Annotated in this window: 22 protein-coding genes; 7 read left to right on the forward strand and 15 right to left on the reverse strand. The window is 72.2% G+C overall.

Going from position 1 to position 26,117, the window contains the following annotated elements; genetic code table 11:
- Nucleotides 1-26: 26 nt before the first annotated feature.
- The gene (locus ACQP2F_RS29000) at nucleotides 27-1,256 is read right to left on the reverse strand and encodes a glycosyltransferase (RefSeq protein ID WP_433292815.1); all 1,230 of its coding nucleotides are present in this window, start codon (nucleotides 1,254-1,256) and stop codon (nucleotides 27-29) included.
- A 47-nt stretch (nucleotides 1,257-1,303) separates the two neighbouring features.
- On the opposite strand from ACQP2F_RS29000, the gene ACQP2F_RS29005 reads away from it, so the two are divergent.
- Complete coding sequence (locus tag ACQP2F_RS29005; protein WP_433292817.1) at nucleotides 1,304-1,606, forward strand: ArsR/SmtB family transcription factor; 303 nt, start codon at nucleotides 1,304-1,306, stop codon at nucleotides 1,604-1,606.
- Between the two features lie 3 nt (nucleotides 1,607-1,609).
- Nucleotides 1,610-2,104 carry an SRPBCC family protein gene (locus tag ACQP2F_RS29010; protein WP_433292819.1) on the forward strand — a complete coding sequence of 165 codons (495 nt, stop codon included), beginning with the start codon at nucleotides 1,610-1,612 and terminating at the stop codon, nucleotides 2,102-2,104.
- Nucleotides 2,105-2,112: 8 nt separating this feature from the next.
- Here the strand turns inward: ACQP2F_RS29010 and ACQP2F_RS29015 are convergent, their stop codons facing one another.
- The 5 genes from ACQP2F_RS29015 to ACQP2F_RS29035 all read right to left on the reverse strand — a co-directional run bounded on the left by ACQP2F_RS29015 (nucleotide 2,113) and on the right by ACQP2F_RS29035 (nucleotide 5,384).
- The gene (locus ACQP2F_RS29015) at nucleotides 2,113-2,475 is read right to left on the reverse strand and encodes a nuclear transport factor 2 family protein (protein WP_433292821.1); all 363 of its coding nucleotides are present in this window, start codon (nucleotides 2,473-2,475) and stop codon (nucleotides 2,113-2,115) included.
- A gap of 6 nt (nucleotides 2,476-2,481) precedes the next feature.
- The gene (locus tag ACQP2F_RS29020) at nucleotides 2,482-2,814 is read right to left on the reverse strand and encodes a cupin domain-containing protein (protein WP_433292823.1); all 333 of its coding nucleotides are present in this window, start codon (nucleotides 2,812-2,814) and stop codon (nucleotides 2,482-2,484) included.
- An 11-nt stretch (nucleotides 2,815-2,825) separates the two neighbouring features.
- Nucleotides 2,826-3,344 (reverse strand): pyridoxamine 5'-phosphate oxidase family protein, encoded by a 519-nt coding sequence (locus ACQP2F_RS29025; RefSeq protein WP_433292825.1) that lies wholly within the window; start codon nucleotides 3,342-3,344, stop codon nucleotides 2,826-2,828.
- 2 nt (nucleotides 3,345-3,346) lie between these two features.
- Nucleotides 3,347-4,024, reverse strand: coding sequence for a polysaccharide deacetylase family protein (locus tag ACQP2F_RS29030; RefSeq protein ID WP_433292827.1), 678 nt, complete (start codon nucleotides 4,022-4,024; stop codon nucleotides 3,347-3,349).
- Nucleotides 4,025-4,100: 76 nt separating this feature from the next.
- Nucleotides 4,101-5,384 (reverse strand): citrate synthase, encoded by a 1,284-nt coding sequence (locus ACQP2F_RS29035; RefSeq protein WP_433292829.1) that lies wholly within the window; start codon nucleotides 5,382-5,384, stop codon nucleotides 4,101-4,103.
- A gap of 164 nt (nucleotides 5,385-5,548) precedes the next feature.
- Here ACQP2F_RS29035 and ACQP2F_RS29040 point away from each other — a divergent pair, with 164 nt between their 5' ends.
- The 5 genes from ACQP2F_RS29040 (at nucleotide 5,549) to ACQP2F_RS29060 (ending at nucleotide 12,409) form a co-directional block, all read left to right on the forward strand.
- Nucleotides 5,549-6,397: a universal stress protein gene (locus ACQP2F_RS29040; protein ID WP_433292831.1), complete on the forward strand. Its 849-nt coding sequence runs from the start codon at nucleotides 5,549-5,551 to the stop codon at nucleotides 6,395-6,397.
- A gap of 38 nt (nucleotides 6,398-6,435) precedes the next feature.
- Entirely contained in the window at nucleotides 6,436-8,676 is a 2,241-nt protein-coding gene (locus ACQP2F_RS29045; protein WP_433292833.1) for a putative bifunctional diguanylate cyclase/phosphodiesterase, read from the forward strand.
- Nucleotides 8,677-8,872: 196 nt separating this feature from the next.
- A complete protein-coding gene (locus tag ACQP2F_RS29050; protein ID WP_433292835.1) occupies nucleotides 8,873-9,634 on the forward strand; it encodes an exodeoxyribonuclease III in 762 nt (253 codons plus the stop codon).
- 85 nt (nucleotides 9,635-9,719) lie between these two features.
- On the forward strand, nucleotides 9,720-11,390 hold the full coding sequence (locus tag ACQP2F_RS29055) for a PP2C family protein-serine/threonine phosphatase (RefSeq protein ID WP_433292837.1): 1,671 nt from the start codon (nucleotides 9,720-9,722) through the stop codon (nucleotides 11,388-11,390).
- Entirely contained in the window at nucleotides 11,387-12,409 is a 1,023-nt protein-coding gene (locus ACQP2F_RS29060) for a cobalamin B12-binding domain-containing protein (RefSeq protein ID WP_433292839.1), read from the forward strand. The genes ACQP2F_RS29055 and ACQP2F_RS29060 overlap by 4 nt, the downstream gene beginning before the upstream one ends.
- Nucleotides 12,410-12,427: 18 nt before the next feature.
- Here ACQP2F_RS29060 and ACQP2F_RS29065 read toward each other — a convergent pair whose 3' ends face one another.
- The 9 genes from ACQP2F_RS29065 to ACQP2F_RS29105 all read right to left on the reverse strand — a co-directional run bounded on the left by ACQP2F_RS29065 (nucleotide 12,428) and on the right by ACQP2F_RS29105 (nucleotide 25,952).
- Nucleotides 12,428-12,667 carry a hypothetical protein gene (locus ACQP2F_RS29065; protein WP_433292841.1) on the reverse strand — a complete coding sequence of 80 codons (240 nt, stop codon included), beginning with the start codon at nucleotides 12,665-12,667 and terminating at the stop codon, nucleotides 12,428-12,430.
- Between the two features lie 386 nt (nucleotides 12,668-13,053).
- Nucleotides 13,054-13,830 carry a LamG-like jellyroll fold domain-containing protein gene (locus tag ACQP2F_RS29070; RefSeq protein WP_433292843.1) on the reverse strand — a complete coding sequence of 259 codons (777 nt, stop codon included), beginning with the start codon at nucleotides 13,828-13,830 and terminating at the stop codon, nucleotides 13,054-13,056.
- 49 nt (nucleotides 13,831-13,879) lie between these two features.
- Nucleotides 13,880-14,275 carry a DUF6401 family natural product biosynthesis protein gene (locus tag ACQP2F_RS29075; protein ID WP_433292845.1) on the reverse strand — a complete coding sequence of 132 codons (396 nt, stop codon included), beginning with the start codon at nucleotides 14,273-14,275 and terminating at the stop codon, nucleotides 13,880-13,882.
- 75 nt (nucleotides 14,276-14,350) lie between these two features.
- Complete coding sequence (gene hrpA / locus ACQP2F_RS29080) at nucleotides 14,351-18,244, reverse strand: ATP-dependent RNA helicase HrpA (protein ID WP_433292847.1); 3,894 nt, start codon at nucleotides 18,242-18,244, stop codon at nucleotides 14,351-14,353.
- A 43-nt stretch (nucleotides 18,245-18,287) separates the two neighbouring features.
- Nucleotides 18,288-19,064 (reverse strand): aldo/keto reductase, encoded by a 777-nt coding sequence (locus tag ACQP2F_RS29085; protein WP_433292849.1) that lies wholly within the window; start codon nucleotides 19,062-19,064, stop codon nucleotides 18,288-18,290.
- A gap of 81 nt (nucleotides 19,065-19,145) precedes the next feature.
- Nucleotides 19,146-21,509 (reverse strand): ATP-binding protein, encoded by a 2,364-nt coding sequence (locus tag ACQP2F_RS29090; RefSeq protein WP_433292851.1) that lies wholly within the window; start codon nucleotides 21,507-21,509, stop codon nucleotides 19,146-19,148.
- A 174-nt stretch (nucleotides 21,510-21,683) separates the two neighbouring features.
- The gene (locus ACQP2F_RS29095; RefSeq protein ID WP_433292853.1) at nucleotides 21,684-23,030 is read right to left on the reverse strand and encodes a CHAT domain-containing protein; all 1,347 of its coding nucleotides are present in this window, start codon (nucleotides 23,028-23,030) and stop codon (nucleotides 21,684-21,686) included.
- Between the two features lies 1 nt (nucleotide 23,031).
- A complete protein-coding gene (locus tag ACQP2F_RS29100) occupies nucleotides 23,032-24,570 on the reverse strand; it encodes a hypothetical protein (RefSeq protein WP_433292854.1) in 1,539 nt (512 codons plus the stop codon).
- Entirely contained in the window at nucleotides 24,567-25,952 is a 1,386-nt protein-coding gene (locus ACQP2F_RS29105; protein ID WP_433292856.1) for a hypothetical protein, read from the reverse strand. The genes ACQP2F_RS29100 and ACQP2F_RS29105 overlap by 4 nt, the downstream gene beginning before the upstream one ends.
- Nucleotides 25,953-26,117 lie beyond the last annotated feature (165 nt).

The following is a 26,117-nucleotide window of genomic DNA, read 5'->3' on the forward strand; positions in this document are numbered from 1 at the left end:
ACCACTCTAGTGGCGGCTCGCGGGCGTCACTTCTCCGTTTCGATCCAATCGAGCACCGGCTTCGTGCCGTCCTCGGCGGCGATCCGGGCGGCCAGCGCCTGCGCCCGGGCCGCATGGTGCGGATTGCCGGTGACGGCGGAGAAGGCCGGGGCGAGCCGGTCGGCCGAGAGGGACGACATCGGGATCGGCGGCGGCGCGATGCCGAGCGCGTGCAGCCGGCCGGCCCAGAACGGCTGGTCGGCCAGCACCGGCACGGCGACCGCGGGCTTCCCGGCGCGCAGCCCGGCCGCGGTGGTGCCCGCGCCGGCGTGGTGGACGACGGCGGCCATCAGCGGGAACAGCCGGTCGTGCGGGGCCGGGCCGATGCTCAGCACGTCGTCGCGGTCCATCGCGGCGAGCCCGGACCACCCGGCCTGCAGCACCACGCGTACGCCCGCCCGCCGTGCCGCCTCGACCACGACGGCCGCGAGTTGCTCGCCCCGGCCCGGCACCATGCTGCCGAAGCCGACGAGAACCGGCGCCGGGCCGGCCGCGAGAAAGGCGGTCAAGGCGGCCGGCGGCTCCCATGCCGTGGGCGCGGGCCACCAGTAACCGGTCACCGTGAGCGGGGACGGCCAGTCGCGCGGGCGCGGCACGACGACCGGGCTGAAGCCGTGGAAGGTCGGCGCCCGCCACTCCTGCGACTCCCGGAGGCGCGCGAGGCCCACCCGCGGAAGGCCGAGATCGCGCCGGAGCGCACGGATCGGCGCGGCGTAGAGCGGCTCGATCGCGCGCACCGACAGCCGGCCGGCGAGCACGTTGCCGGGCGCGCCGAACGAGCGGCCCCCGGTCAGCACGGGCGCGAACTCGCGGGTGGGATGGATCGGCTGCAGGAAGGCGGCGGCGCGGCGGATCCCGAGCGCGTCCGCCACCTGATAACCGAGCGGCGCCACCATGGCCGACAACAGCAGGGCCTCCGGGCGTACGGAGTCGGCGGCCGCCGCGAGGCCCGCGCCGAGCGACGCGATCAGGGGCCGCGCCAGGGCCGCCTGCCGCAGGAGCGCGACCGGGTTCAGGCCGCCCGGGGTGCGCGCCAGCGTCGCCCGCAGATCGCCGGGCAGCGGCCGGAAGCCGAGCCGCGCGCCCTCGACCAGCGACCGGAACGGCTCGTGGGTGGCGATCGTGACCTCGTGACCCGAGGCCCGGATCCGCGTGCCGAGGCCGGTGTAGGGCGCCACGTCGCCCATCGAGCCCGAGGTGGCGATCAAGACCCGCACGCTCCCCATCTTGTCACATGCCGGCGAAGTTATATAACCTGCAGAGCATGGACGCGCTGACCGCCATCGCCGAGCCGACCCGCCGGCGCATCGTCGACGCGCTGCGGGCGCGCGAGTGCAGCGTCACCGACCTGGTCGCGCTGCTGGAGATGAGCCAGCCCGCGGTCTCGAAGCACCTGCGCGTCCTGCGGGAGGCCGGGGTCGTCCGCGCCGCCACCGATGCCCAGAGACGGATCTACCGCCTGAACCCGGAGGCGTTCCGCGAGCTCGACGCCTGGCTCGCGCCCTACCGCGCCCTCTGGACCAGGCATCTGAGTGCCCTCGAGGACCACCTCAACCGAAAGGGATGAGCCATGCACGCCGAGATGATTCCCACCGGCCCGAGCTGGACCCTGATCTTCATCCGCGAGCTGCGCCAGCCGCCGCACGAGGTGTGGGCGGCGCTGACCGACCCGGCCGAGCTGGATCAGTGGGCGCCGTTCGCCGCGAAGTCCTCGCTGGCCGTCACCGGCGACACCACGCTCACCATGATCGACGGCGACGAACGGCAGGACCTTCCGGCGACCGTACGCACGGCCGCCGCGCCGTCGTTGCTGGAGTACACCTGGGGCGAGGACGTCCTGCGCTGGGAGCTGGAACCGGCCGGCACCGGCACCCGCCTGACCCTGCGGCACACGCTGTCGCACCCGGACACCGGTGCGATGGTCGCGGCCGGCTGGCACCTGTGCCTGGACGTGCTGCAGCACCTGCTCGACGGCGAGCCGGTCGGCGTGATCCGCGGGAAGGACGCGCTCAACCACGGCTGGGAGGAGCTGCGCGCGTCCTACGAGCGGCAGTTCCGGCGCTGAGCGGCCGGTCAGGCGCCGAGCCGGGCCGCCATCGCCTCGCCGAGGGCCTGGACGCCGCTGAGCGGGCGGACCATCACCATGAAGTCGTCGATCCGGCCGGCCTCGTTCACGTGCAGGAAGTCGCAGCCGGTCAGCGACCGCTCGCCGATGCGGGCCTCGAAGACCAGCGCCGCGTCGTCCCCGGCGGCGATCTCCCGCACGTACCGCAGATCCTCGAAGACCGTGAAGACCGCGCGCAGGATCGTCTCGACGGCGGGACGGCCGCGATGGGGCTTGTACGCGACCGGGCTGTGGAACACGACATCGTCGGCCAACAGCGCGACGGCCGCCTCGATGTCGCCCTTCTCGACGGCGGCGCGGAACTCGTGCACGGTGCTCTACTCCCCCGGGAAGTCGATCTCGGCCTGCTCGCCCTCGGCCAGCAGGTAGTACGCCAGGAACGTCACGCCTTCGCCGGTGGCGTCGAAGCGGGCGATCCGCGTGTTCGCGGGCTCGTGGAACACCTCGCCGGCGGTCAGCGTACGGGCCGGCTCGCCCTCGATCTGGTAGACCACCGAGCCTGCCACCACGCTGCCGAAGACCGGCCCGTTGTGCACGTGCAGGCCGGCCACCGTCCCCGGGTCCATCCGGATCTCGCGCACCTCGACCCGCCGGGTGGCGAGGCCGGCGGGCAGGGTCACGTCGAGCACGATCTCACGGGAGACACTCACGGCCGTCGAGTCTAAGGGCGCTCGAAATCCCACCGGGCGGCACCGTACGGCTCCTCGGTCGCCACGCCGACGATCGAGGTGTGCGTGAGCCGGTAGAGATGCCACGGCGGCGGGCCGGCGCTGGGCGCGCTGAACGGCGCCGTGAGCGCGTCCCCCTCGACCCGGCAGGGCCAGCCGCCGTCGCGGTAGGCGGCGGCGAGCCGTTCCAGCGTCGCGGCGTCGGTGACCCGGGCCGCCGTCCCGGTCAGCACGAGATCCATGCCCGGCAGCCGCACCGAGATCGTGCAGCGCGGGTTGGCGGCCAGGTCGCGGGCCTTGCGGGCGGCCGGGCCACTGGTGAAGTAGTAGAAGCCGCCGTCCCACTGGGCGCCGACGCCGGCCGCGTGCGGGGTGCCGTCCGGCCGGCAGGTGCCGAGGAACTGGGTGATCTCGGGCGACGCCGGCGTGGACAGGATGGCGTGCGCCCGCTTCCACTCCAGCGGCGGGTTGCCGTAGATGTCGAGGTTCGTGGTCTTCCGCGGTTCGCTCATGGCTATGCAGACCGGTGCCGGCCGGAGAACTCATCGACCAGCGCGGAGACCGTCACCGCGCGCAGCCCGCCGAGGGCGCCGAGCAGCTCGTCGGTGGTCCGCACGACGCCGGCCCGCTCGGGCGTGCCCTCGTGCAGCACCAGGATCGACCCCGGCCGGACGCCCGAAGCCAGCGACGGGGCGATCCGCTCGTCGGCCGGCCCGCCCCGGTTGCCGGCCACCAGCGTGCCCAGCACGGCCCGCAGGCCTTGCTCGGAGGCCGAGCGCAGCATCCGCGGCGTGAACACCCCCGAGCCCGGCCGGAACCAGCGCACCGGACCGTGCGGAGCCAGCAGCTCCGTGGTGCGCGCCAGGTCCCGCCGGAACTGCTCGTCCGGGATCAGCGCCGACCGCTCGTCCCGCATCAGGTGGTTGGCGATCTCGTGCCCGGCCGCGGTGATCGCGGCGACCAGCTCCGGGTACCGCTCGGCCCGCTCCCCGACCAGGAAGAACGTCGCCTTGGCCCGGTGCCGCGCGAGCACCTCGAGCAGCCCGGGCGTGCTCTGCGGACCCGGCCCGTCGTCGAAGGTCAGGGCGAAGACCGGCTCGGCGGTGTCCTCGTACCAGAGGACGTCGCCGGGAATGATCCGGGAAATGGCGCGCGCCGCCGGCTCGCGCCATCGATGAAGTGGCGTAGCCATGAACAAAGAGTAGATCGATCGGGAAATGACGAAACGCCCCGCCGCGAGGGAGCGGCGAGGCGTTTCGGCGTGCGATCTATCGCTTGTCGATCGCGACGAACTCGCGCTCCGGGGAACCGGTGTAGAGCTGACGCGGGCGGCCGATCTTCGTGGCCGGGTCGGTCATCATCTCCGACCACTGGGCGATCCAGCCGGGAAGGCGGCCGAGCGCGAAGAGAACGGTGAACATCTTGGTCGGGAAACCCATGGCCTTGTAGATCAGGCCGGTGTAGAAGTCGACGTTCGGGTAGAGCTTGCGGCTGACGAAATAGTCGTCGTTGAGCGCGATCTCCTCGAGCTGGAACGCGAGGTCCAGCAGCGGGTCCGGCTTCTCCAGGGTGCTGAGCATGTCCTGGGCGGCCTTCTTCACGATCGCGGCCCGCGGGTCGTAGTTCTTGTAGACCCGGTGGCCGAAGCCCATGAGCTTGACGCCCTTTTCCTTGTTCTTCACCCGGGTGACGAACGAGTTGACGTCGCCGCCCTCCTTGCGGATCTGCTCGAGCATCTCGAGAACCGCCGCGTTGGCGCCGCCGTGCAGTGGGCCGGACAGGGCGTTGACGCCGGCCGAGACCGACGCGAACAGGTTGGCCTGGGCCGAGCCGACCAGCCGGACCGTCGACGTCGAGCAGTTCTGCTCGTGGTCGGCGTGCAGGATGAAGAGCATGTCGAGGATCTTGGCGATCTTCGGGTCCACGTCGTACTGCACGGTGGGCAGGCCGAAGGTCATGCGCAGGAAGTTCTCGACGTAGTCGAGCGTGTTGTCGGGGTACGGCAGGGGGTGGCCGATGCTCTTCTTGTACGCGTACGCCGCGATGGTCGGAAGCTTCGCCATCAGACGGATGCCGGAGATCTCGACCTGCTCGGGGTCCAGCGGATCGAGCGTGTCCTGGTAGAAGGTCGACAGCGCGGTCACGGCCGAGGAAAGAACGGCCATCGGATGCGCGTCACGCGGGAAACCGGAGAAGAACGAGCGCATCTCCTCCTGGAGAAGCGTGTGCACCCGGATCTTGTCGGCGAAGTCCTTCAGCTGCTCCGGCGTCGGCAGCGCGTCGTGCATCAAGAGGTAGGAGACCTCGAGGAACGTCGATTTCTCGGCGAGCTGCTCGATCGGAAAACCGCGGTAGCGCAGGATGCCCGCGTCGCCGTCGATGTAGGTGATGGCCGAGGTGGTCGAGGCCGTGTTCACGAAGCCCTGGTCGAGGGTGACGAAGCCGGTCTCCTTGAGGAGGGCGCTGACGTCGATGCCGCCCGGACCCTCGACAGCCTCGCGTACCGGCATCGACAGCTGGCCACCCGGGTGGTCGAGCTTGACATCCGTCATGTATTTCCCTCACTTCACCGGCAGATGTCCACAAGAATTTGTCGTTCACCGTAAACCCTCAACCTGAATGGGTCATCAGGTGGCCACCCGCTGAGGGATTGATCACGAAGAGTGGCGCACTTCCATAGATAATGGTGCACAGTGTCAGTACGGAGGTGCGACCCGTGCGGAACCCTGTTGTGGTAGGCGTGACCGGCACGTCGGCCGGCCTGTCCGCCGTGCGGCTGGCGGCGCGGGAGGCGGTCTCCCGAGGCGGTCAACTCCGAGTGGTTCACGCGTTCACCTGGCCCAGTCCGGGCCCGCCGGGCGCCGGCCTCGACTACGACCAGGCTCGCCGGGCCGCCTCACAGGTGGTCGAGGAGGCGGTCGCCACCGCCCAACGTTCCACACCGGGGGTGCGGGCCGTGGGCCAACTGGTGGACGGGCCGGCCGATCGGGTCCTGCTCCGGCTGAGTCACAGCGCCGCCCTGCTCGTGCTGGGCGACGACGACCTCGCCACCACCCCGTGGCTCCCGCCGGCCTCGGTGCTGGTGCAGACGGTGGCCCGCTCGTGGTGCCCGGTCGCGGTGGCCCGGGGTCCCCGCCCGCCGCGCGGCCCGGTGCTGGTCGCGCTGGACGGCTCGCGGTACGGCCTGCTGGCCCTGCGGCACGCGGCCGCCGAGGGGCGGCGCCGGCGGATCCCGGTCGAGGTCGCGCACGTGGTGGCCGAGTACGGCGGCCGGTACGAGGAGCAGGGCCGCCGGCTGGTGAACGAGGCGCTCGAGACGATCCCCGAGCTGAACAAGGCCCGGGTCCGCCTGCTGGCCGGCAGCCCGGGCCGGGCCTTGGTGCAGGCCTCCCGACGGGCGCGGGTGATCGTGCTCGGCGCCCGCGGCGAGCACGAGTCCGGCCCGCTCGGCTCGGTGGCCCGTGAGGTGCTGCACCGCGGAGCCTGCCCGGCCGTCTTCGTGCACGGCCGGACGGCGCCGGCCCCGCGCTCCCCGGCCGGCACCACCAAGGCGCTGGCCCGTTGAGCTAATAACGGGGCGGATTCCGCCGATCTGAACCGTTGATGACCGGATTGTGGCGGCTGTTCGCACTCGGCGGGGTGACGGCGACGGCCGTATACGTGCTCGACCTCTCCCCCGTGGTGAACAGCGCATGCGCGCTGGCTCTCGGTGCCGGGACGATCGTGGCCTGCTTCGCCGGGCCGCGACGACTGGGCGCCGAGCCCCGGCGTGCCTGGCGGCTGATCGGCGAGGCCTCGCTGGTGTTCCTGATCGGCGTGCTGCTGCGGCCGATCGTGACCGACGCCGGCCTGCCGCTGATCGCCGATCTCTTCACCGTGCCCGGCTACGTGCTGCTGTGCGCCTTCTTCTACTCGCTGCTGCGGGCCCGGCAGAGCCTCGAGTGGCACACCGTGCTCGACGGCCTGATCGTCTGCCTCTCCAGCGGCCTGGCCAGCACGCTGCTGCTCGCCGTGCCGGCCATGGACACGCCGGGCCGGTCCGACGTGGTGTCGGTGCTGGCCGGGCTGTACCCCCTGTTCGACGTCGTGGTGCTGATGCTGGTGCTGGCCCTGACGTTCACGGCCCGGATCTTTCCATTCAGCCTCATCACGATGCTGGGCACGATGGCGATGCTGCTCACCGGCGACCTCGCGTACGCGATCATCGGCGCCTCCGGCCACCTCTACACGTCGCCCATGCTCGACGTGCCGTTCCTGCTCGCGTACACGTTGCTCGGGGTCACCGCGCTGCACCCGTCCGCCGTCATGCTCGGTCGCCCGTCCCGGCCGCCGGTCCCGGCCTGGTCGGGCCGGCGGATGGCGCTGCTGATCCCCGCCCTCGCCATCCCGTTCGCGCTGGTCGTGAGCATCGGCGACACCGAGTCCCACCGCTGGATCATCGCGGTGACCGGCGCCGTGATCGTCTCGTTGCTGCTGCTGCGCGCGATCGCCGCGGTGAAGGCCCAGGCCAGTGCCCAGCACTTCGCCGAGCACCAGGCCACCCACGACTCGCTGACCGGCCTGCCGAACCGCCGGATGATCGCCGACGAGGTCGCCCGCCTGCTCGGGCTGCTCCGGCCCGGCGGCGACCAGGTCTGGGTGGTGCTGCTCGACCTCGACGGCTTCAAGTACGTTAACGACTCGTGGGGCCACGACACCGGCGACCGCCTGGTCATCGAGGTCGGCGAGCGGCTGCGCGAGCTGGTGTCCCCGGACGTGCCGGTCGCGGCGCTGGGCGGCGACGAGTTCCTGCTCGCCTGCATCGGCGACAAGTCCTGCGCCGACCAGCTGCTGGCCGCCGCGCACGCCTGCTTCGAACGGCCGTTCGTGGTGCGCGACGTCGAGCTGAAGATCAGCGCCTCGATGGGCATCGCGTCGGCCGGCGCCGACGGTGACGCCGAGGAGCTGATGCGCGACGCCGACACGGCCATGTACCAGGCCAAGTCGGAGGGGCCGGGCCATGCGACGGTCTTCGACCGGTCGATGCACGACCGGGTGCGGGAGCGGATCGAGCTCGAGGTGGCGCTGCGGCGCGCGCTGGGCGACGGCGAGCTCTGGGTGGCCTACCAGCCGCTCGTACGCATGGAGACCGGCCTGCCGATCGGCGCCGAGGCGCTGGTCCGCTGGGTGCACCCGGAGCGCGGCCCGATCTCGCCGGCCGTCTTCATCCCGCTCGCCGAGGACGCCGGCCTGATCGGCGCGATCGGCAACTTCGTCCGGCAGGAGGCCCTGCGGCAGCTGGCCGCGTGGCGCGCGGACGGGACCGTCGACGACGACTTCTACCTCTCGATCAACGTCTCGGCCCGGCAGCTGACCGACCCCGACTTCCCGCTCGTGGTCTCGGCCGAGCTGCTCAGCCTCGGCGTGCCGGCGCGCTGCGTGGCGCTGGAGATGACCGAGACCGTCATGGTGGACGGCTCCGGCGCCACCTCCCGGGTCGTCTTCGAGCTGCGCGAGCTCGGCGTGAAGCTGCTCATCGACGACTTCGGCACCGGCTTCTCCGGGCTCGGCTACCTGCGCCGGTTCCCGGTCACCGGCGTCAAGATCGACCGCTCGTTCGTGGTCGGCCTCGGCAACGACGAGGAGGCGGGCGAGATCGTCCGGGCGATCGTGGCGATGAGCCAGGCGCTGCGGCTCAGCGTGATCGCCGAGGGGGTGGAGACCCGGGTGCAGCGGGACGCGCTGGCCGCGATCGGCGTGACCACCGGCCAGGGCTGGCTGTGGGGCCCGGCCGTGCCGCCGGCCGAGTTCGCCGCGCACTGGCGCGCGTCGGGCACGGCGGCCACGCTGGCCAAGACCGACTGAAAATCGGACTCTGGCGGTCAAGCGATTTCTCGGGCATCATTCGTGGCCAAGACGTAACCCCCGTCACACTGGGATCGGAGGATCATGACCGCGCTGGTCAGCGTTCTGCTCATGCTCACCGTGGGTCTTGCCGCGGCGCTCATGACGGCGGTGCGGCGGTCCTGATTTTCGCGGCGTGATGGGGCAGGCTGGCCCCATGCGATTCGCCACCTGGAACGTCAACTCGGTCAAGGCCCGGCTGCCGCGGCTGCTCGAGTGGCTCGACATCACCAAGCCCGACGTGGTCTGCCTGCAGGAGACCAAGGTGCCCGCCGACGGGTTCCCGCCGATCGAGGGCTACGACGTCGCGGCGTACGGGCAGGGCCGGTGGAACGGCGTCGCGATCCTCTCCCGCGTCGGCCTCGCGGAGGTGCGCAACGGCTTCCCCGGCGAGCCGGGCTACCCCGATCCCGAGGCCCGCGCGGTCTCGGCGCTCTGCGGGGACATCAGGTTCATGTCGGTGTATGTCCCTAATGGCCGCACTCCGGACGATCCGCACTTCCTGTACAAGTTGAACTGGCTCGCCGCGCTGCGCACCGCCCTGGCCGGCGACCTGGCCGGCGGGCCGATGGTGGTGGCCGGCGACTTCAACGTCGCGCCGACCGACGACGACGTGTGGGATCCGGCCGTCTTCGTCGGCTCGACCCATGTGACGCCGCCCGAGCGGGAGGCCCTGGCCGCGATCCGCGACCTCGGGCTGCGGGACGTCGTCGGCCGGCCGCTCAAGGGCGACCGCCCGTTCACCTATTGGGATTACCGGGCCGGGATGTTCCACATGAACAAGGGCATGCGCATCGACCTGGTCCTGGCCAGCCCCGGCGTCGCGTCCCGGGTGACGGATGCGGTGGTCGACCGGGAGGCGCGCAAGGGCAAGGGACCCTCCGACCACGCGCCGATCGTGGTCGACCTCGACGGCTGACCACTCCTCGATCGAGGCCGTTCCGGCCGGGACGAACTAGGGTGGGGTGGAACGATCAACCGCGGCGGGGACGTTGGGAGGGATCATGACTGCGCAATCGCCGGCCACGGCCGGCGAGGTCCGCATGGGCGAACGGGCTCCGGCGCTGCTGCGCGCCGGGCTGCTGCACGCCGCGCTCGACGCCGCCGAGGAGGCGGTCGTCCTGTGCGGCACCGCCGACGACACGATCCTGCTCGTCAACGCCGCGGCCGCGATCCTGGTGCCCGGTCTCGTGGCCGGTGGCGCCGCCGGCGCGGGCCCGCTGGGCGGGATGGCCGGGGCGGTCGCCGACGGCGCCGACACGTTCACCGACGAGTACCGGGGACGGCACCTGGCCGGGCGCCGGCGCCGGCTCGACGACGACCACTACGGCTGGTTCCTGCGGGACCGCACCGAGGAGGTCAACCGGGCCGCGGCCCTGACCGTCGAGCGTGCCCGCACCGCGTTCCTGGCCGAGGCCGGGCGTCGTCTCGCCGGCTCGCTGCACCAGGGACGCTGCCTGCGGACGACCGCCGAGCTCGCCGTCGCCCACCTGGCCGACGCCGCCGTGGTGATCCTGCCCGCCACCCGCCGCCGCAACCCCTGGGTGCGGCTGGTCGCGGGCGGCCCGATCGAGGAGGGCTCGGTCGCCGAGGCCGCGCTGTCCGAGGTCCCGGGCCTGGTCGAGGTGCTGGGCGGCTTCCCGCCGATCCCCAGCCGCTGGCTCGACGCCGCCCAGGCGCCGGCCTGGCTCGGCCTCGGGCCGATCGGCTCGCTGCTGGTCACCCCGCTGCCCGGCAACGCCGAGCCGGCCGGGGCGCTGATCCTGGCCCGCCGCGACCCGGGCGCCGGGTTCACGCCCGACGACGAGCTGCTCGCCCGCATCTTCGCGGCCCGGGCCGGCGCCGCGATCGCGGCCGCCGCGCTCTACCGCGAGCAGGTCGACACCACCGCGGTCCTGCAGGCCGACCTGCTCCCGCCCGAGCTGCCCCAGCCCGACGGCATCGAGCTGACCGGGTCCTACCAGGCCGCACACGACTCGCTGCGGATCGGCGGCGACTTCTACGACGTGTACGGGCCCTCCGACGCCGGCCGGGACACGATGATCGCCCTCGGCGACGTCTGCGGCACCGGCCCCGAGGCGGCCGTGCTCACCGGCAAGGTCCGGCAGACGCTGCGCGCCCTGCGCCTGGTCGGCGCCCGGCCGGCGGCCATGCTCCGGGTGCTCAACGAGGCGCTGCTGCAGTCCGGCCGTCAGCACCGGTTCGTGACCGTGGTGGTGGGCTCGGTCCGGCGGGCCGAGCACGGGCGGGTGCGGCTCACGCTGGCGACCGGCGGCCATCCGCCGCCGCTGGTGCTGCGGGCGAACGGCGGGGTCGAGGAGGTGCCGGCCAGCGGCACGCTGATCGGGGCGGTTCCCCAGACGGTGGTACGCCCGGCGGACGTCGAATTGGCGCCGGGCGAGATCTGCCTGCTGTACAGCGACGGTCTGACCGAGGCGCGCGGCGGCCCCAGCGGCGTCGAGCAGTGGGGCGAGGCCCGCCTGCACGCGGCGCTCGCCACCTGCCGGGGCCTGTCCGGGCCGGCCACCGTCGAGCGGCTGCGCCAGCTGGTGTCCGACTGGATGCGCGGCGGCGCGCGGGACGACATCGCGATGCTGGCCGTGCGCGCGCCGACCCGCGCCCCGCTCAGCCTCGCCTCGTCGTTCGCCGCACCCCGGGCGAGAACCAGTTCATGACCGTGACCCTGGCCGCCGGCCTGCACGAGGACTACTTGGCCCTGGTCGGCGACGGCGACGAATACGGCGCGGTCGAGGTGGTGAACCGGCTGCTGGACGCCGGGGTGCCGGCGCAGCGCGTGATGATGGACCTGATCGGGCCGACCCAGACCCGGGTCGGTGAGCTGTGGGCGGCCAACGAGTGGTCGGTGGCGCGCGAGCACGCGGCGACCGCGACCAGCGAGCGCGCGCTGGCGGCGGTGGCGGCCCGCACGCCGGTACGCCCGACCCGCGGCCGCATCACGATCGCCTGCGTGGACGGCGAGTGGCACGCGCTGCCGGTGCGCCTGCTCGCCGAGATGCTGCGCCTGGACGGCTGGCGGGTGGACTTCCTGGGTCCCAGCGTCCCCGGCCCGCACCTGGTCACCCACCTGCATCAGACCGGCCCCGACGCGGTCGCGCTGAGCTGCATGATCGCCACCCGGCTGCCGCGGGCGCACGCCGCCATCACCGCCTGCCGCTCGGCTGGGGTGCCGGTGATCGCCGGCGGCCGCGGGTTCGGCCCCGGCGGCCGCTACGCCCAGCTCCTGGGCGCCGACGCGTGGGCGGCCGGCGCCGAGGAGGCGGTGGCCCGGCTCTCCGCCGGCTGGCCGCCGTCCTCGGCGCGCGATCCGCAGGCAACCGCGTTCCTCGGCGACGAGGAGTACACGTTCGTGATGCGCGAGCGGCCCACGCTGATCGCCCGCTCGCTGTCGTCGCTGGCCTCCGCCTATCCCGCGTTCCGGCAGTACGACGAGCGTCAGCTGGACGCCACGGCCGAGGACATGGGTCACATCGTCGACTTCCTGGCGGCGGCCCTCTACGTGAGCGAGCCGGCCATCTTCACCGACTTCGTGGAGTGGACGGCCGAGGTGCTGCGGGCGCGCGGGGTGCCGGCCCCGGCCCTGCGGGTCGGCCTGCACACCGTCCGGGCCCAGCTGACCGACTACCCGCGCTGCCTGTCCCTGGTCGACGCCGGTCTGGCCCGCATCACCGCCTGACCGCCCGCGCGGCACCCGCTAGCTGCGGCGGAATGCGTAGGAACGCGACTTGCCCCGCGCGCCGGCGCGGGCGTGGTCCCGTTCGGAGCGGCCGCGGGCGGCTTGCCGGGCATCCCGGGCGCCGTGGTGCGCGGCCAGGCCGGTGGACGGGCGGTCACCGGCGCCGGTGTCCAGGCCGCCGGGCCGGTTCAGGCCGGCGGCGAGGTCCTGCTTGGCCAGATCGTCCTGGTCGACGTGGATGGAGAACTGCGGGGGCATACGGACCTCCTTCTCGCCCACCGGACCGCCCGCCGCCCGAGACAGGGCAGGGCGGGGTGGGCTCAGCAGAGCGAAGTGAAACCGTGGAAGGGCGAGATCGCTCCGGGCGCCGGCACAACGGCGTCTCCACGGCGGACCAACCCGCCGGAGCACCCGGAGCCGCGCGGCCGCGGCATGGCGCCTCAAAAGCGGCGCGGCGCGCCTCGAAAGGCAGCGCGCCTAGAAACGCAGCGCGGCTCAGAGGACAGCGCGCCTCAAAAAACAGCGCGGCCTCGAGAACATCAGGAGATCATGCGAACAACGTAGCGGCCCCGCCCGGCCCGCGCGAGCGAATTAAATGCGGGTGGCCCGGCGCACCGGCGCCGGGCCACCAGGGTGGGTGAAGATCAGCCGAGCTCGGCGTACACGTCGTCGAGCAGGCCGTGGTACATGTCGCTGCGGGTGTTGAAGTTGGGGCCGCCGATGCGCAGCGGCAGCATGTTGGTCAGCGACAGCGTCGACGGGATGGTGGTCTGCCCGCGCTGTGCCCCGTCGACGAAGACGGCCAGCGACGTGCCGGAGCGCTGGCAGGTCACCTTGTGCCACAGGCCGTCGGTCACCGGCGCGGCCGAGCGCGCGATGTAGATCGTGGCCGCGCCCACGCCGGTCACCACGCACTGCGCCCGGCCCTGGGTGGCGCCGATCTGCATCTTCCACTGGCTGGCCGTGCCGGCCACGCCCTTCTGCATGATGTTGGCCGAGCCGCGCAGCTGCGCCTTGGTCAGGTGGACCGACGCCGACCAGCGGAAGTACCGGGTGCCCGGGTTGAGAGCGGCCACGCTCGGCGCCTCCAGCAGCGCCCGCGCACAGGTCGTGGCGGTGGTCGCGCACAGGGCGGGGAAGGCGACGTACTTCCCGCCGTTCGCCCCGCCCTCGAAGCGGATCACGCCGCCGTCGGCGCCGCGGGCGGTCAGGGTCGGTCCGCCGCGGCCGGAGGTGTCGGCGACGCGGCCGCCCACGGCGCCGGCGTCGAAGGTCCAGCGGGCCACCAGCGCGGGCCCGGTGGGCGCGGCCGCCGTGGTGGCGGCGGGCGGGGTGTCGGAGGGTGCGGCGGCGGCCGCCTGGACGGCGAAGGCCGGGCTGATCAGCCCGGCCAGCACCACGAACGGGATCGCGATCTTCATACCCGGGAGATCACGATCAGATCACATCATTATGCGGAAACCCGAAATATCAGCTTTCCAGCAGGTCGGTGGCCTCGGCCAGCGCGCACACGCCGAGCAGGCGCAGCAGGTGCCACTCGGCGGCCATCCAGTCGGCGGACCGCATCGGGGCCTCCCCCGGCGCCGGCAGCGCGCGGCCGCCGCGACGGGCGGCGAAGACGATCGACTTCGCGTAGGCGGCCAGGCCCTCGGCGTCGACCTCGCGCTCGGCGTCGCCCATGGCGTCGCGCACCGCGGCGGCGTGCTGGTCGACCAGGGCGAGCAGGCCCGGGTCGGCGAACGCCGCGCACAGGCCGTCGACGCCGACCCGCGCCATCATCTCGTCCAGCACGGCGGCGGCGGGGGTGAGAACACCAGCGGTCGCGTCGGCGGAAATCGGGGCGAAGGCGAGGAATTCGTTCGTCATGGCGAAGACGCTAGGGCCTCGGCCGGCGCCACGACAGGGGGGTAACCGAACGGCACCCGAGCGCCTACGCCCCCGCTACGCCGGCAGCAGGTCCATCGCCCGATAGATCCTTTTGTCCGAAATGGGATAGGCGGTGCCGAGCGACTGCGCGAACAGGTTGATCCGCAGCTCCTCGATCATCCAGCGGATCGCGACCACCTCGTCGGTGGCGCCGAGCGAGGCCCGGATCTCCCGGTACTCCGACTCGATCTCGTGCACCTGGGCCATCAGCTGCCGGTCGCGGGCCACGTTCGACCCGACCCGGTCCAGCCGGTAGACGATGCCGCGCAGGTAGCGCGGCAGGTGGTGCATCTGCCGCCAGCCGGTCTCGGTGACGAACCCGGCGTGCACCAGCCCCCGGAGCTGCTGCCGGATGTCGGCGAGCGCGGGGATCAGCTGCGGGTCCTTCAGCGCCTTCAGGCGCTGGTCGACGTCGTACGCCGTGGCCAGCACCGCCTGCACCTCGGTGACCAGCCCGGCGACCGCGTCCACCAGGTCCTGCCGCACGGTGTCCCGCAGCGACGCGAACTCGACCGACGACCAGACCGGCCCGCCCGCGTCGGCCACCAGCTGGTCGACCGCCGCGCCCGCGCAGTCGTCGAGAAGATCGGCGATCGACCGGTACGGGTTCGCCCGCGACAGCTCGAGCTTGGCCCGGTTGTCGAGCCGTCCCTGCAGGTAGCGGGCGGCCGGCGGCAGCGTCAGCAGCAACAGCCGCCGGGTGCCGGCCCGCATCGCGACCCGCTGCTCGGCCTCGGTCTCGAAGACCTTGATCGCCACGCTGTCGCCCTCGTCGACCAGGGCCGGATAGACCGCCACCTGGTAACCGCCGCGCACCTGCTCGACCCGCCGGGGCAGCACCCCGAAGTCGTTGGCGGTGATGCCCCGCCGCTCGATGTCGCCGGCCGCCTTCGAGATCGTCTGCTGCACCTTGGGCGCGAGCCGGCGCCGCAGCTCGTCGAGGTCCCGGCCGGAGCCGAGGACCGTGCCCGACTCGTCCACCACCCGGAAGTTGACGCGCAGGTGCGCCGGCACCTCGGACGGCCGCCAGGCGTCGTGCGGGACCACCGTGCCGGTGAGCCGCCGCAGCTCGTTGCCGACCGCGTCCGGCAGCGGGCCGCGACGGGCCGGAACCCGGTCGAGGACGGCCTCGGCCCAGTCCGGGACCGGCACGAAGTTGGTGCGCAGCGCCTTGGGCAGGGACCGGATCAGGGCGATCACGACGTCCTTGCGGAACCCCGGCACCGACCACCCGAAGTCGTCGGCGTCGAGCTTGTTGAGCAGGGCCAGCGGGACCTCGACGGTCACCCCGTCGGCGTCCGAGTTCGGCTCGAAGGCGTAGGTCAGCGGCAGCCGCACCCCGTTCGCCAGCCAGGCGTCCGGGAAGGCGTTCGGGTCGACGGTGTCGCGGCCGGCGTTGACCAGCAACTCGCGGGTGAAGGTCAGCAGATCCGGGGTCTCCCGGCGGGCCTTCTTCCACCACGCGTCGAAATGGCGCGCCGTCACGACCTCGGCCGGGATCCGCTCGTCGTACAGGCGGAAGACCGTCTCGTCGTCGACCGCGATGTCCCGCCGCCGCGCCCGGTTCTCGATCTCCTCGATCCGCTCGAGCAGTTTGCGGTTCTCGTCGAAGAACTTGTGGTGGGTGTCCCAGTCGCCCTCGACCAGGGCGTGCCGGATGAACAGCTCGCGGCAGAGCACGGGATCGATGCGGGCATATCCCACGCGCCTTCGCGGCACGATCGGAAGACCGTAGAGCGTCACTTTCTCGTACGCCATGACGGCGCCCTGCTTCTTTTCCCAATGCGGCTCGCTGTAGCTGTGTTTGACCAGGTGCGGCGCGAGTTTCTCGGCCCACTCGGGCTCGATGCGCGCGTTCACCCGCCCCCACAGCCGGCTGGTCTCCACCAGCTCCGCCGACATCACCCAGCGCGGCTGCTTCTTGAACAGCGCCGAGCCCGGGAAGATGGCGAACTTCGCACCGCGGGCGCCCAGGTATTCGCGCTTCTCGCCCTCTTTCAGCCCGATGTGGCTGAGCAGGCCGGACAGCAGGGCGGTGTGCACGTGCTGCCCCTCGGCGACCTCCTCGCGGTCCTCGGTGAGGGTCAGTCCGAGACTGCGCGCCACCTGGCGCAGCTGCGCATAGATGTCCTGCCATTCGCGTACGCGCAGGTAGTTGAGGAACTCGGACCGGCACAGCCGCCGGAAAGCGTTCCCGGACAGCTCCTGTTGTTTCTCGCGCAGATAGCGCCAGAGATTCAGGTAGCTGAAGAAGTCCGATTCCTTGTCGGTGAACCGGGCGTGCTTCTCGTCGGCCTGCTGCTGCTTGTCGGTCGGGCGCTCGCGCGGGTCCTGGATGGACAGCGCGGCCGCGATCACCATGACCTCGGTGACGCAGTCCTGCTTGTCCGCCTCGATGACCATGCGGGCCAGCCGCGGGTCGACCGGCAGCTGGGCGAGCTGGCGCCCGAGCGGGGTGAGCTTCCGGTCGTCCAGCGCACCGAGCTCCTCGAGCAGCTTGACGCCGTCGGTGATGTTGCGGCGGTCCGGCGGGTCGATGAACGGGAACTTGGCGAGGTCGCCGAGTCCGAGATTGGTCATCTGCAGGATGACGCTCGCCAGGTTCGTCCGCAGGATCTCGGGCTCGGTGAACTCGGGGCGGCTCTCGAAGTCCTCCTCCGAGTAGAGCCGGATGCAGATGCCGTCGGCGACCCGGCCGCACCGGCCCTTGCGCTGGTTGGCGCTGGCCTGCGAGACCGGCTCGATCGGCAGCCGCTGCACCTTGAGCCGGTTGGAGTAGCGGCTGATCCGGGCGGTGCCGGGGTCGATCACGTAGCGGATGCCGGGCACCGTCAGCGAGGTCTCGGCGACGTTGGTGGCCAGCACGACGCGGCGCCGGCTGTGCCGTTCGAAGACCTTGTGCTGCTCGGCCGCGGAGAGGCGCCCGTACAGGGGAACGATGTCGGTGTCGCGGAGATCGCGCTTGCCCAGCGCGTCGGCGGTGTCGCGGATCTCCCGCTCGCCGGAGAGGAAGACCAGGATGTCGCCGTCGCCCTCGCGCCCCAGCTCGTCGACGGCGAGAGCGATGCCGTCGACCTGGTCCATCGGCTCTTCGGTGTCGTCCTCGGCGGTGGAGACAAGCGGGCGATATCGGGTTTCGACCGGGTATGTCCGTCCGGAGACCTCGATCACCGGAGCCGGCTTTCCCGACGTGTCCGAAAAGTGCTCGGCGAACCGCTGCGTTTCGATGGTCGCCGACGTGATGATCAGCTTCAGGTCCGGGCGGCGCGGGAGCAACTCGCGCAGATATCCCAGGATGAAGTCGATGTTGAGGCTGCGCTCGTGGGCCTCGTCGATGATCAGTGTGTCGTAGCGGCGCAGCGACCGGTCGTTCTGGATCTCGGCCAGCAGGATGCCGTCGGTCATCACCTTGACCAGCGTGTCGTCGCCGGCCTGGTCGGTGAAGCGCACCTTGTAGCCGACCGTGGAGCCGAGCGGCCGGTCCAGTTCCTCGGCGATGCGCTCGGCCACCGTGCGGGCCGCGATCCGCCGGGGCTGGGTGTGGCCGATCTGGCCGCGCACGCCGCGGCCGAGCTCGAGGCAGATCTTCGGGATCTGGGTGGTCTTGCCCGAGCCGGTCTCGCCCGCCACCACCACGACCTGGTGGTCGCGGATGGCGGCGAGAATGTCGTCCTTGCGCTGGCTGACCGGCAGCGACTCGGGATAGGTGACCTTCGGGACCGAGGCGAGGCGCGCCTCCAGCCGGGCGCGGGCCTGCTCGGCCTCGGCCGCGATCTCGGTCAGCACGGCGGCGCGGGCCGCCTCGTCCTTGATCTTGCGGGAGCCGTCCAAGCGGCGCTGAAGTCGCCGTTCGTCGCGGGGCAGGAGGTCGGCGAGCTGCGAGCGCAGCGAGGAGACAGACACAGACATGGCGCAGCAAGAATAGGCGGATCGGGCGCGGAACGCCTGGTGATTAACGCCGCCTCAAGCCGTCGATCGCGGCCATCTCGTCGTCGGTGAGCGAAAAGCCGGAGATGTCAAAGTTCGTCTCGATCCGGGAGCGCGACTTCGACTTCGGAATGACCACGATCTCGTGCTGGACGTGCCATCGCAGCACGACCCGGGCGGTGTCGACGCCGTGCTCCGAAGCGATCTTCACCAGGACGGGATCGTGCAGGTTCGTGGTCTTGAACGGTGAGTACCCCTCGACCACCACGCCGCGCGACCGGTGCCCGGCGACGAGCCGCTCGTCCCACAGGGCCGGCCCGAAGCGGATCTGGTTGACCGCCGGCTTCTCGCCGGTCTCCCGGTCGAGCTGGTCGATCTCGTCGAGGTCGAAGTTGCTGACGCCGATGGCCCGGGCCAGCCCCGCCTCGCGGGCCGCGATGAACTCGCGCCAGACGGCGACCGACCGGCCGCGCGACGGCGGCCAGTGGATGAGCCACAGGTCGACGGCGTCGACCCGCAGCGCGCGCAGGCTCGCGGTGATCGTCTCGCGCTCCCGCCCGGCCCGCTCGGGCGGCAGCTTGGTGGTGAGGAAGACCTCGTCCCGGGGCACGCCGGAGTCGGCGAGCGCGCGGCCCACCTCGTCCTCGTTGCCGTACATGGTGGCGGTGTCGATGTGCCGGTAGCCGGCCTCGAGCGCGGCGCGGACCGCCTGGTAGGCCGCGTCGCCGCGGATCTGCCAGGTGCCGAAGCCGAGCACCGGCATGGCGGGCCCGGTGGTGAGGGGAAGGGCGGGAATGCTCATGCGCCCATCATGCCCGGCGGAGCCGGCCGGCTCCGCTTCGCTCCGCGGCGATCGCCTTGGCACCGGCGGTCGCGGCGGTTGTCAGTCCGCCGGGTGACGGTGCGGCACCGGCGACCGCAGGCGGGCCGACGACGACTCGTGGGCCGACGGGTCGGCGGCGGGCAGGGCCGACGGGTCGGCGGCGGGCAGGGCCGACGGGTCGGCGGCGGGCAGGGCCGTCAGGCCGGGCAGCCGCACGTCCTCCATCGCCTCCCGCTCGGCCAGGGCCCGCTCCAGCCGCTCCCGCGCCTGCTCGTCGGTGATCTTGTCCGTTCGCAGCTTCATGTCGTCCTCCTCCAAGGGCAGGGTGAAGTGGAAGCGCGTGCCGCCGCCGGGGTTGTCGGCGACGCCGATCTCGCCGCCGTGGCGCTCCACGATCCGTTTGCAGATGGCCAGGCCGAGCCCGGTGCCGGCGTATCCGGCCGAGGCGTGCGCCCGGTGGAACCTCTCGAAGACGGCCGGCTTCTCCTGGTCGGGAATCCCGATGCCGCGGTCGGCCACCTCGATCCGGGCCCAGCCCGGGCCGGCGGGCGCGGCGGTGACGTCGACCCGGGGGGCGGCGCCGGGCCGGACGTACTTGAGGGCGTTGCCGATCAGGTTGTCCAGGACGTGCCGGAGCATCGCCGGGTCGGCCCGCACCCGCGGCATCGGCCCGACGAAGATGTCCGGCCGGCCGGCCGGCGGCAGGTGCGCGACCCGGTCCTCGACCACGCCCGCGACCAGCCGGGACAGGTCGACCCCGACCAGGCTCAGGGAGGCGTCCCGGGCCGTGGTGTAGGCGAGCAGGGTGTCGATCATCGTGCTCATCCGCTCGACGGCCCGGTCGATGCGCGCCAGCGAGGGCGCGGCCGCGCCGCTGTCCTCGTCGAGGGCCGCCTCGCAGTGCCCCTTGATGACCGTGAGCGGCGCCTTGAGGTCATGGGCGACCACCCCGGCGAAGACGGCGAGGTCGTTCTCGTACCGCCGCAGCTCGGTGATGTCGTGGAAGACCGCCACCGCGCCGCGCTGGCCCGCACTCGGGTCCAGCGGCCGCCCGTCGACGCTGATCAGGATGCCCTCGGGCCGGCCCGGGTTGCGCACGATCATCTCCACGCCGTCCGGCGACTCGCCGTCCAGCGCCCGCATCAGCGGCAGCTCGGCCACCGGGTAGGGGGTGTGCCCGTCCGGCTTGAACAGGCCGTAGTGCTCCGGCCAGGCCTCCAGGGCATCCGGCTCCTCGTCGATGCCCAGCAACTCCCGGGCGGCCGGGTTGTGCAGCAGGAACGCGCCGTTCTCGTCGACCACCCCGACCCCGTCGCCGATGCTGGCCATCACCGCGCCGAGCAGTCCCGCCTGCCGCCGGCTCTCCCGCTCGGCCTGCCGCAGCCCGGCGGTGGCCGCCTCGACCTCGGCCATCGCCCGGTCCCGGCCGGTGGCCAGCACGTAGACCAGGCCGGCCAGGATGAGGGTGATGGCCACGCAGCCGAACAGCACCGCGCCCGGCAACGCGCTGCGGGCGCCGGGCAGCGTCCGGGAGTCGGCCCGGACGATCAGCGTCCACTCCCGGTCGGCGACGTCCAGCAGGCTGCGCCGTTCGAGGTCGGGCCGGCCCGGCACGAAGTAGCGGGCCACCGCCGGCTGGGTGCCGTCGTCGTTGTGCGCGCGCAGCTCGCCGTCGAGCTGGCCCTGGCTCACCGTGGCCAGCACCCCGTTGAAGAACTCCTGGCCGCGCATGCCGAGCACGAGCCAGCCGCGGAAGTCGGGATCGGCGCTGCGCGGCCAGATCGGCGCGGCGAAGACGAACGAGTGCTGCTGCCGCGACACCGGCAGATCGCGGTCCCGGAGCAGCACGTACGTGTTGGAGACCGTCACCCGGCTCATCCGGCGCGCGTCGACCAGCGCCTCGGACGGCTCCGGGGCGGCGGACAGGTCGAGCCCGTCGGCCGGCGGCAGCCCGCTCAGGCCCCGGGTGAAGACCGTGAAGTAGTGCTCGGACCCGGGATCGGCCGGCGTCGCGTACGGACGCAGCACCAGCCCGTCCGACCCCCGCGCCCGCCACCGCCGCTGCAGCTCCGGGACCTGGTCCGCGGTGGCCGGCACCACGAGCGCGACGCTGGCCGCCCCGATCAGCCGCGCCGAGGCGAGCGGGGCCGTGGCCGCGTCGAAGTCCTCCCAGGTGAGGTTGGCGTCGGTGGCCAGGCCGGCCGCGGTCGCCTCGAGCAGCGCGCTGTACCGCTCGGTCTCGGTGAGCACGGCCGCGGTGGCCATGTCGGCGCGCTGGTCCATCACCCGCTCGGCGTTCTCGTGCTGGTCGGCGCGCAGGCCCGCGACGATCATCGCGGTCGCGGCGAGGCCGGCGACCACGACCGCGGCGGCGAGCACGGGACCGCTCAGCCACGCGCGTCGTCGCCGCTTCACCAACCTCACCAAAACCAGCGTAATGCGCAAATCGCCCCCGTCAGCCGGTTCGGCCGAGGCGAAGGGCTCGGCGAAGAACTTCGGGCCCGCGGCCAGATTCCGATGCAGCGCCTGACACTTCCTGCTGTCGCTCAGCTGCCCGGATGGTCTCGAACCACCGCCCCGCCGCAAATTGGAGGCACGTCACCGCACCGGCGCGGTGCCAAGTGTGGAACGACGACTATCCGGGCCGTCCTCCCTGGGCAGCAGGTGCGGGCGTCTGACCTGCACCGCGATTTGATCGTTCCCGTACAGGACGTACAGCAGCCCAAGCGGATTCTTCGCCGTCAGCAACAGGCCGCGCCGGGCCAGGACGACCGCCTCGCCGAGGTTGTAGCCGCCCAGCAGGTAGCCGTAGAGCTGCTCGGCGAAGTCCGCGGCAATCTCGTCCGGAATCGCCGCCTGTGTGCCGAGGAAGGCCGGATGCCGATTCTCCAGGAACCACTGCTGAAAAGACGACGAGGACAGCGGGTCGATCCGGGAAGTGTTGCAGGCATTGAAGATGACGACGGCGCGGTCCTGGTCGTGACGTCCAGCGGGCCGTCCGAGCTTGCCGTAGCCCGCGGCGATGTCGCGCTTCCGGACGGACCGAAGCTCGCCCTGCCGCGTGGACAGCTGCACCTCGTCGGCCTCGTCGTCGCCGGCGACCTCGCAATGGCAGGCGAAGTGGGCGAGGGCGGCGGCGCTATGGGTAATTCCGGGGGCCATCAACCGCTGACGGGCGTCGAACAGGGCTTCGGCGACGCGCTTGCGGACCTCTTCCTCGGTCTCGTCGCCGGGCCAGGGACCGTCGACGCTGAGCTCGGGGACGAGCGAGGCGAGGAACGCCTCCTCACGGGCGAAACCCGAGCCGCGGCCGCTCGTCGGTACCGATCCGTCGGTCCGCACCTCGCGATACCGGAACAGCTGGACGGGCAGTGCGGGGTCGTTCGGCAAGGTGATCGGCTCGAGCCGCCGCTGCGGGGTATACCGGCGGACGACCGCGGTGAATCCCAGGAAGCGTTCGGCGATCGCCATCAGGTCGGCGTCGTTGTTGATGGTGGTAGTCCACGCCGCGTCGGGCGGCCGGAAGACCGGCAGAATCTCGACCGGGAAATCGCTGTCGTGGGTTTCCACTTCGACGACCGGAACGTCATCGCGGTCGAACACCGGCCAGAGGGTCCGCCTCGTCTCGTAGAACGCCTCCTGCACCTGTGTCCAGCCGTCGTTTCCACCCATCAGGTCCTGGCCCAGCGTGATTCCCCGGTTCTCGAGCTCGTCCATGGCGAGGCTAAGGTAACTCGCGCGATCGAGGCGCCCGCGCGCCTGCTCGACCAGCTTGTTCAGCATGGCGCCGGCCTTGACCCACGCGGCGGTGGCCGCGCCGGCGCGGATCGTCACCGGATCCACCACGATGTCGCCGAGCGCGAACTCGAAGTCGATCGTCAGCCTGGATTCCCCGCGGAAGGTGAGTTTCGCGAGCGGGCGCGCTTCGGCCGGCCGGTCCGGCACCTCAGGGCTGCCCGTCCGAGAGGACCTGCAGCTCGGTCTGCAGGACAATCCGGCCTCCCTGCCGGACACGCACCCACAGCCAGCGCTGGGGCAGGCTCTCGTCGACCTCCAGGGGGAAGTCCACCGTCGCCTCACCCTCCTGGGCGCCGACCGTCGCCGGTCGCGGGGGCTGTTGCGCCCGACGGTCGTTGCTGTGGATTTCGACCGCGAAGTTCACAGTCCGCTGGTCCACGCCGTTGGTGATCTTCAGTTCTTCGACCCATCCCGGGTACGAAGCGTGACCGATGACGGCCCGCAGCGTGTAGCGCTCGCCCGGTACGAGCGTGAGCTCGCGGGACTCCGGCGGCCGCTCGAGGGGTCGGCCTCGGTCGTCGAGCGCGGTGAGCGTCAGCCACCCGGCGTAGTTCACCAGGCGCGGCCTGGCGATCGCGTCCCGCAGGGCGCGGGGCGCCGCGCTGCGCAGGGTGGTGGTCACGGCGGAGTTGAAGGCTTCGGCGGTCGACTCGTCCAGGTCGGCCGACTCCCGATCGGCGGGAGCCTCCACGGTAGTGAGGACCTGAAGCGCCCGATTGTCCACGACGCGGGTGAACAGTTGTTGCCCGATCCCGAACACCAGGGCCCACGCCAGGATCTGCGTGGGAGTGTCCAGGGCGCTGAAGCCCGGGATGAACTGCCCGCCGATCAGCACGAGGCCGAGTACGGCGGAGAGCGCCCCGGCCGGCAACTTCAGCGCGCCAAGCGCCGCCGTCGGGTTGTACGGAATGGACCGCCCCGGGAATCTACGGATCGACACCACGGCCGCCAGCAGCCCGCCCAGCATGCCCATCACCTCGACGACGGCGACGTCGTAGGGTCGCGCGGTCAATCTGATGATCGCGTCGATCTCCGGCGACTCGAACCGGACCGCGGCCTCGCCAGTGGGACAAACCACTCGGTCGCCGGGTGCGAAGCACAGTGGCAGCAGTTCGGGTCTGACGGCGCCCAGCATGGCGAGGCCCACGGCGAAGACGGTCACGACGAGGGTGACGACGGTTACCACGTTACCCCAGGTCCGTACACGTGCGAGATCGCGCCGGGCCTCGGCGTCGGCGGCCCGGACAGCGGATTCCAGCGCCGCCCGGTCCGCCTCGGAGAGCTCCTCGTCGCGCGGCCGCCGGGCCAGTTCCTCGACCACCGTTCGGTGCGGATCGGCGAGCGGGAGCCGTCGTACCCGGGCCACCAGCGTTCGCAGCTGACCGCGCACATAAGGCTCGGGCGCAATGGTCAGCAGGGCGACCTCGGCAGCATCGAGATTTCCTTCGACGCGCTCCAATTCGGCGCCGCTGCGCAGTCGCTCCAATAGTCCCGGCCGTCGCGTCGCCCCGTACCGCGCGGCGCCCAGATGTTCCGCCACCTGACCCACGATCGGCCCGGCGTCCATCGCCTCACCTCGCGCCTGGAACCACGCCAGCAGTCCTTCGATCTCTGCGGCCCGGGTCAGCGCACGCTCACGCCACGCCGATGCCTCGACGCGCCGATGGGCAGGCCGCGCGTCCATCACTTCTCCTCATCCTCGCTGCTCACCGGTCGCCAGTTGCCCAGGAGCGCCACGATGGTCGCGCTCACGCCGGACGCGAGCGCCGCCGAGAACAGCGTGAGATAGTCGCCGCCCGCGGCGAACAGCGGCTTCGCGTCGTATCCGGAACTCTTGATGGTCACGAAGGCGTACCCCAGCGCGATGAGCACGGCGGCCGCCGTGAGAATGCGAGCGATCCAGATCCAGGCCGTCAGCTCGCCGCCCCGCAGCCGCAGCCCGGTGACGGCCTCGAGACGGCCACGCACGGCCGGCACGTACGCCGGCGGCGGGGCGGCCGAGCCGCGCGTCGTCCCGCCTACCACGGCGTCGTCGACGGCGTCGCGCAACTGGTCGAGTGCCGGCTCCATGGTGACGAGAGCATCTGGATCCTTCAGGGAGCCGAAGCGCACCAGCGCCTTGTCCCACGCCCGTCTGGCCTCCTGGCGGCCGGAGGGCGGAAGAGCGTCGATCCGGCGCTCCTGCGAGTCGAGCTCCTTCCGGTACTGCCCCAGCCGCACCACCGCCGCGGTCCACTGGTCGGCCGGATGGGTCGCCCGCGCCTCCCCGCCGGCGTAGAAGTCGTCGATCTTGTTGACCGTGCTGCCAGCGATCGCCCGCGCCGCCGCCTTCAGGGGATGGTCGTCGGGTATCGACGAAATCTCCGCGAGCGCCGCGCTTAGCCGGGCGCGTGCCGCCTTCGCGTGCTCTGGGCCGCTCGTGGTCACCCGGCTCACGGCGGCAATCAGGGCCTCCCGGCCAAGCCCAGACTTGCGCTGGATCTCCGCCCAGTTCTTCAGGCCCTGGATGCGGGTCGCTGCCGACGTGTCCTGGTCCGCGCGTCTGATCATCCGAGTCAGCACGACCCAGCGGACGAGCCTCCGGAGCAACCGGGGCAGGACGGCAACCGACAAACCGGCGACCAGCCCCAGGACGAGGGCCGCGAACGGCCCCGGCAGAAAGGCGACACGCCGGCGTACGGTCATCGTCAGCTTGGCGCCGCTTCCGTTGGCGATGCTGCCGGTCAGCTCATGTCCCGCGGGTGCCTCGCCTAACGCCAGGCACCAGGGCGTCTGCTGCTGGTCGAAGGCCGCGCGCCGGCTGTCCGGCGCACAGTGTCCCGACGAGGGGACGACGGCGGCGGTGTGCTCCCCCGTTGTGTCGCGGAGCGTTGCCGGCCGGGTCGGCGGCGGCGCCGGCCCGGACACTTCGATGACGTACGGCCCGGCATGCCCGGAGATGTTCACGGTCAGTGACCCGGTCTGGGCGGTCGGTTCCGTGCTCTTGGCCGATCCGATCGCCAGGGGCAGCACGGCCAGAACCACGACGGCCGCTCCGGCGCCGAGCGATCGGGCTGCTGTCTGGCTCAACCGCGTCCTCCCGCCGCCACCAGGGGTTCTTCATACGATCGCGCGGAGCTTCGCCGCCTGGAACGAGAGAGACGGCAACGTGACAAACCGAGCAGCCGGTCACCGGTGAGCCGTCCGCTCCCACCCGTTGGTCCCGGCGCGGTAGAGGAGCTGCCGAAGCGGTGA

The sequence above is a fragment of the Actinoplanes sp. CA-030573 genome, from assembly GCF_050951115.1.
In the GTDB taxonomy this organism is placed as follows: Bacteria; Actinomycetota; Actinomycetes; order Mycobacteriales; family Micromonosporaceae; genus Actinoplanes.

Excerpts from the sequence above, each read along its gene's own strand:
- ACQP2F_RS29005 (WP_433292817.1), top strand. The coding sequence starts at position 1,304 with ATGGACGCGCTGACCGCCATCGCCGAGCCGACCCGCCGGCGCATCGTC.
- ACQP2F_RS29010 (WP_433292819.1), top strand. The coding sequence starts at position 1,610 with ATGCACGCCGAGATGATTCCCACCGGCCCGAGCTGGACCCTGATCTTC.
- ACQP2F_RS29025 (WP_433292825.1), bottom strand. The coding sequence starts at position 3,344 with ATGAGCGAACCGCGGAAGACCACGAACCTCGACATCTACGGCAACCCG.
- ACQP2F_RS29030 (WP_433292827.1), bottom strand. The coding sequence starts at position 4,024 with ATGGCTACGCCACTTCATCGATGGCGCGAGCCGGCGGCGCGCGCCATT.
- ACQP2F_RS29035 (WP_433292829.1), bottom strand. The coding sequence starts at position 5,384 with ATGACGGATGTCAAGCTCGACCACCCGGGTGGCCAGCTGTCGATGCCG.
- ACQP2F_RS29045 (WP_433292833.1), top strand. The coding sequence starts at position 6,436 with ATGACCGGATTGTGGCGGCTGTTCGCACTCGGCGGGGTGACGGCGACG.
- ACQP2F_RS29050 (WP_433292835.1), top strand. The coding sequence starts at position 8,873 with ATGCGATTCGCCACCTGGAACGTCAACTCGGTCAAGGCCCGGCTGCCG.
- ACQP2F_RS29055 (WP_433292837.1), top strand. The coding sequence starts at position 9,720 with ATGACTGCGCAATCGCCGGCCACGGCCGGCGAGGTCCGCATGGGCGAA.
- ACQP2F_RS29060 (WP_433292839.1), top strand. The coding sequence starts at position 11,387 with ATGACCGTGACCCTGGCCGCCGGCCTGCACGAGGACTACTTGGCCCTG.
- ACQP2F_RS29065 (WP_433292841.1), bottom strand. The coding sequence starts at position 12,667 with ATGCCCCCGCAGTTCTCCATCCACGTCGACCAGGACGATCTGGCCAAG.
- ACQP2F_RS29070 (WP_433292843.1), bottom strand. The coding sequence starts at position 13,830 with ATGAAGATCGCGATCCCGTTCGTGGTGCTGGCCGGGCTGATCAGCCCG.
- ACQP2F_RS29075 (WP_433292845.1), bottom strand. The coding sequence starts at position 14,275 with ATGACGAACGAATTCCTCGCCTTCGCCCCGATTTCCGCCGACGCGACC.
- hrpA (WP_433292847.1), bottom strand. The coding sequence starts at position 18,244 with ATGTCTGTGTCTGTCTCCTCGCTGCGCTCGCAGCTCGCCGACCTCCTG.
- ACQP2F_RS29085 (WP_433292849.1), bottom strand. The coding sequence starts at position 19,064 with ATGAGCATTCCCGCCCTTCCCCTCACCACCGGGCCCGCCATGCCGGTG.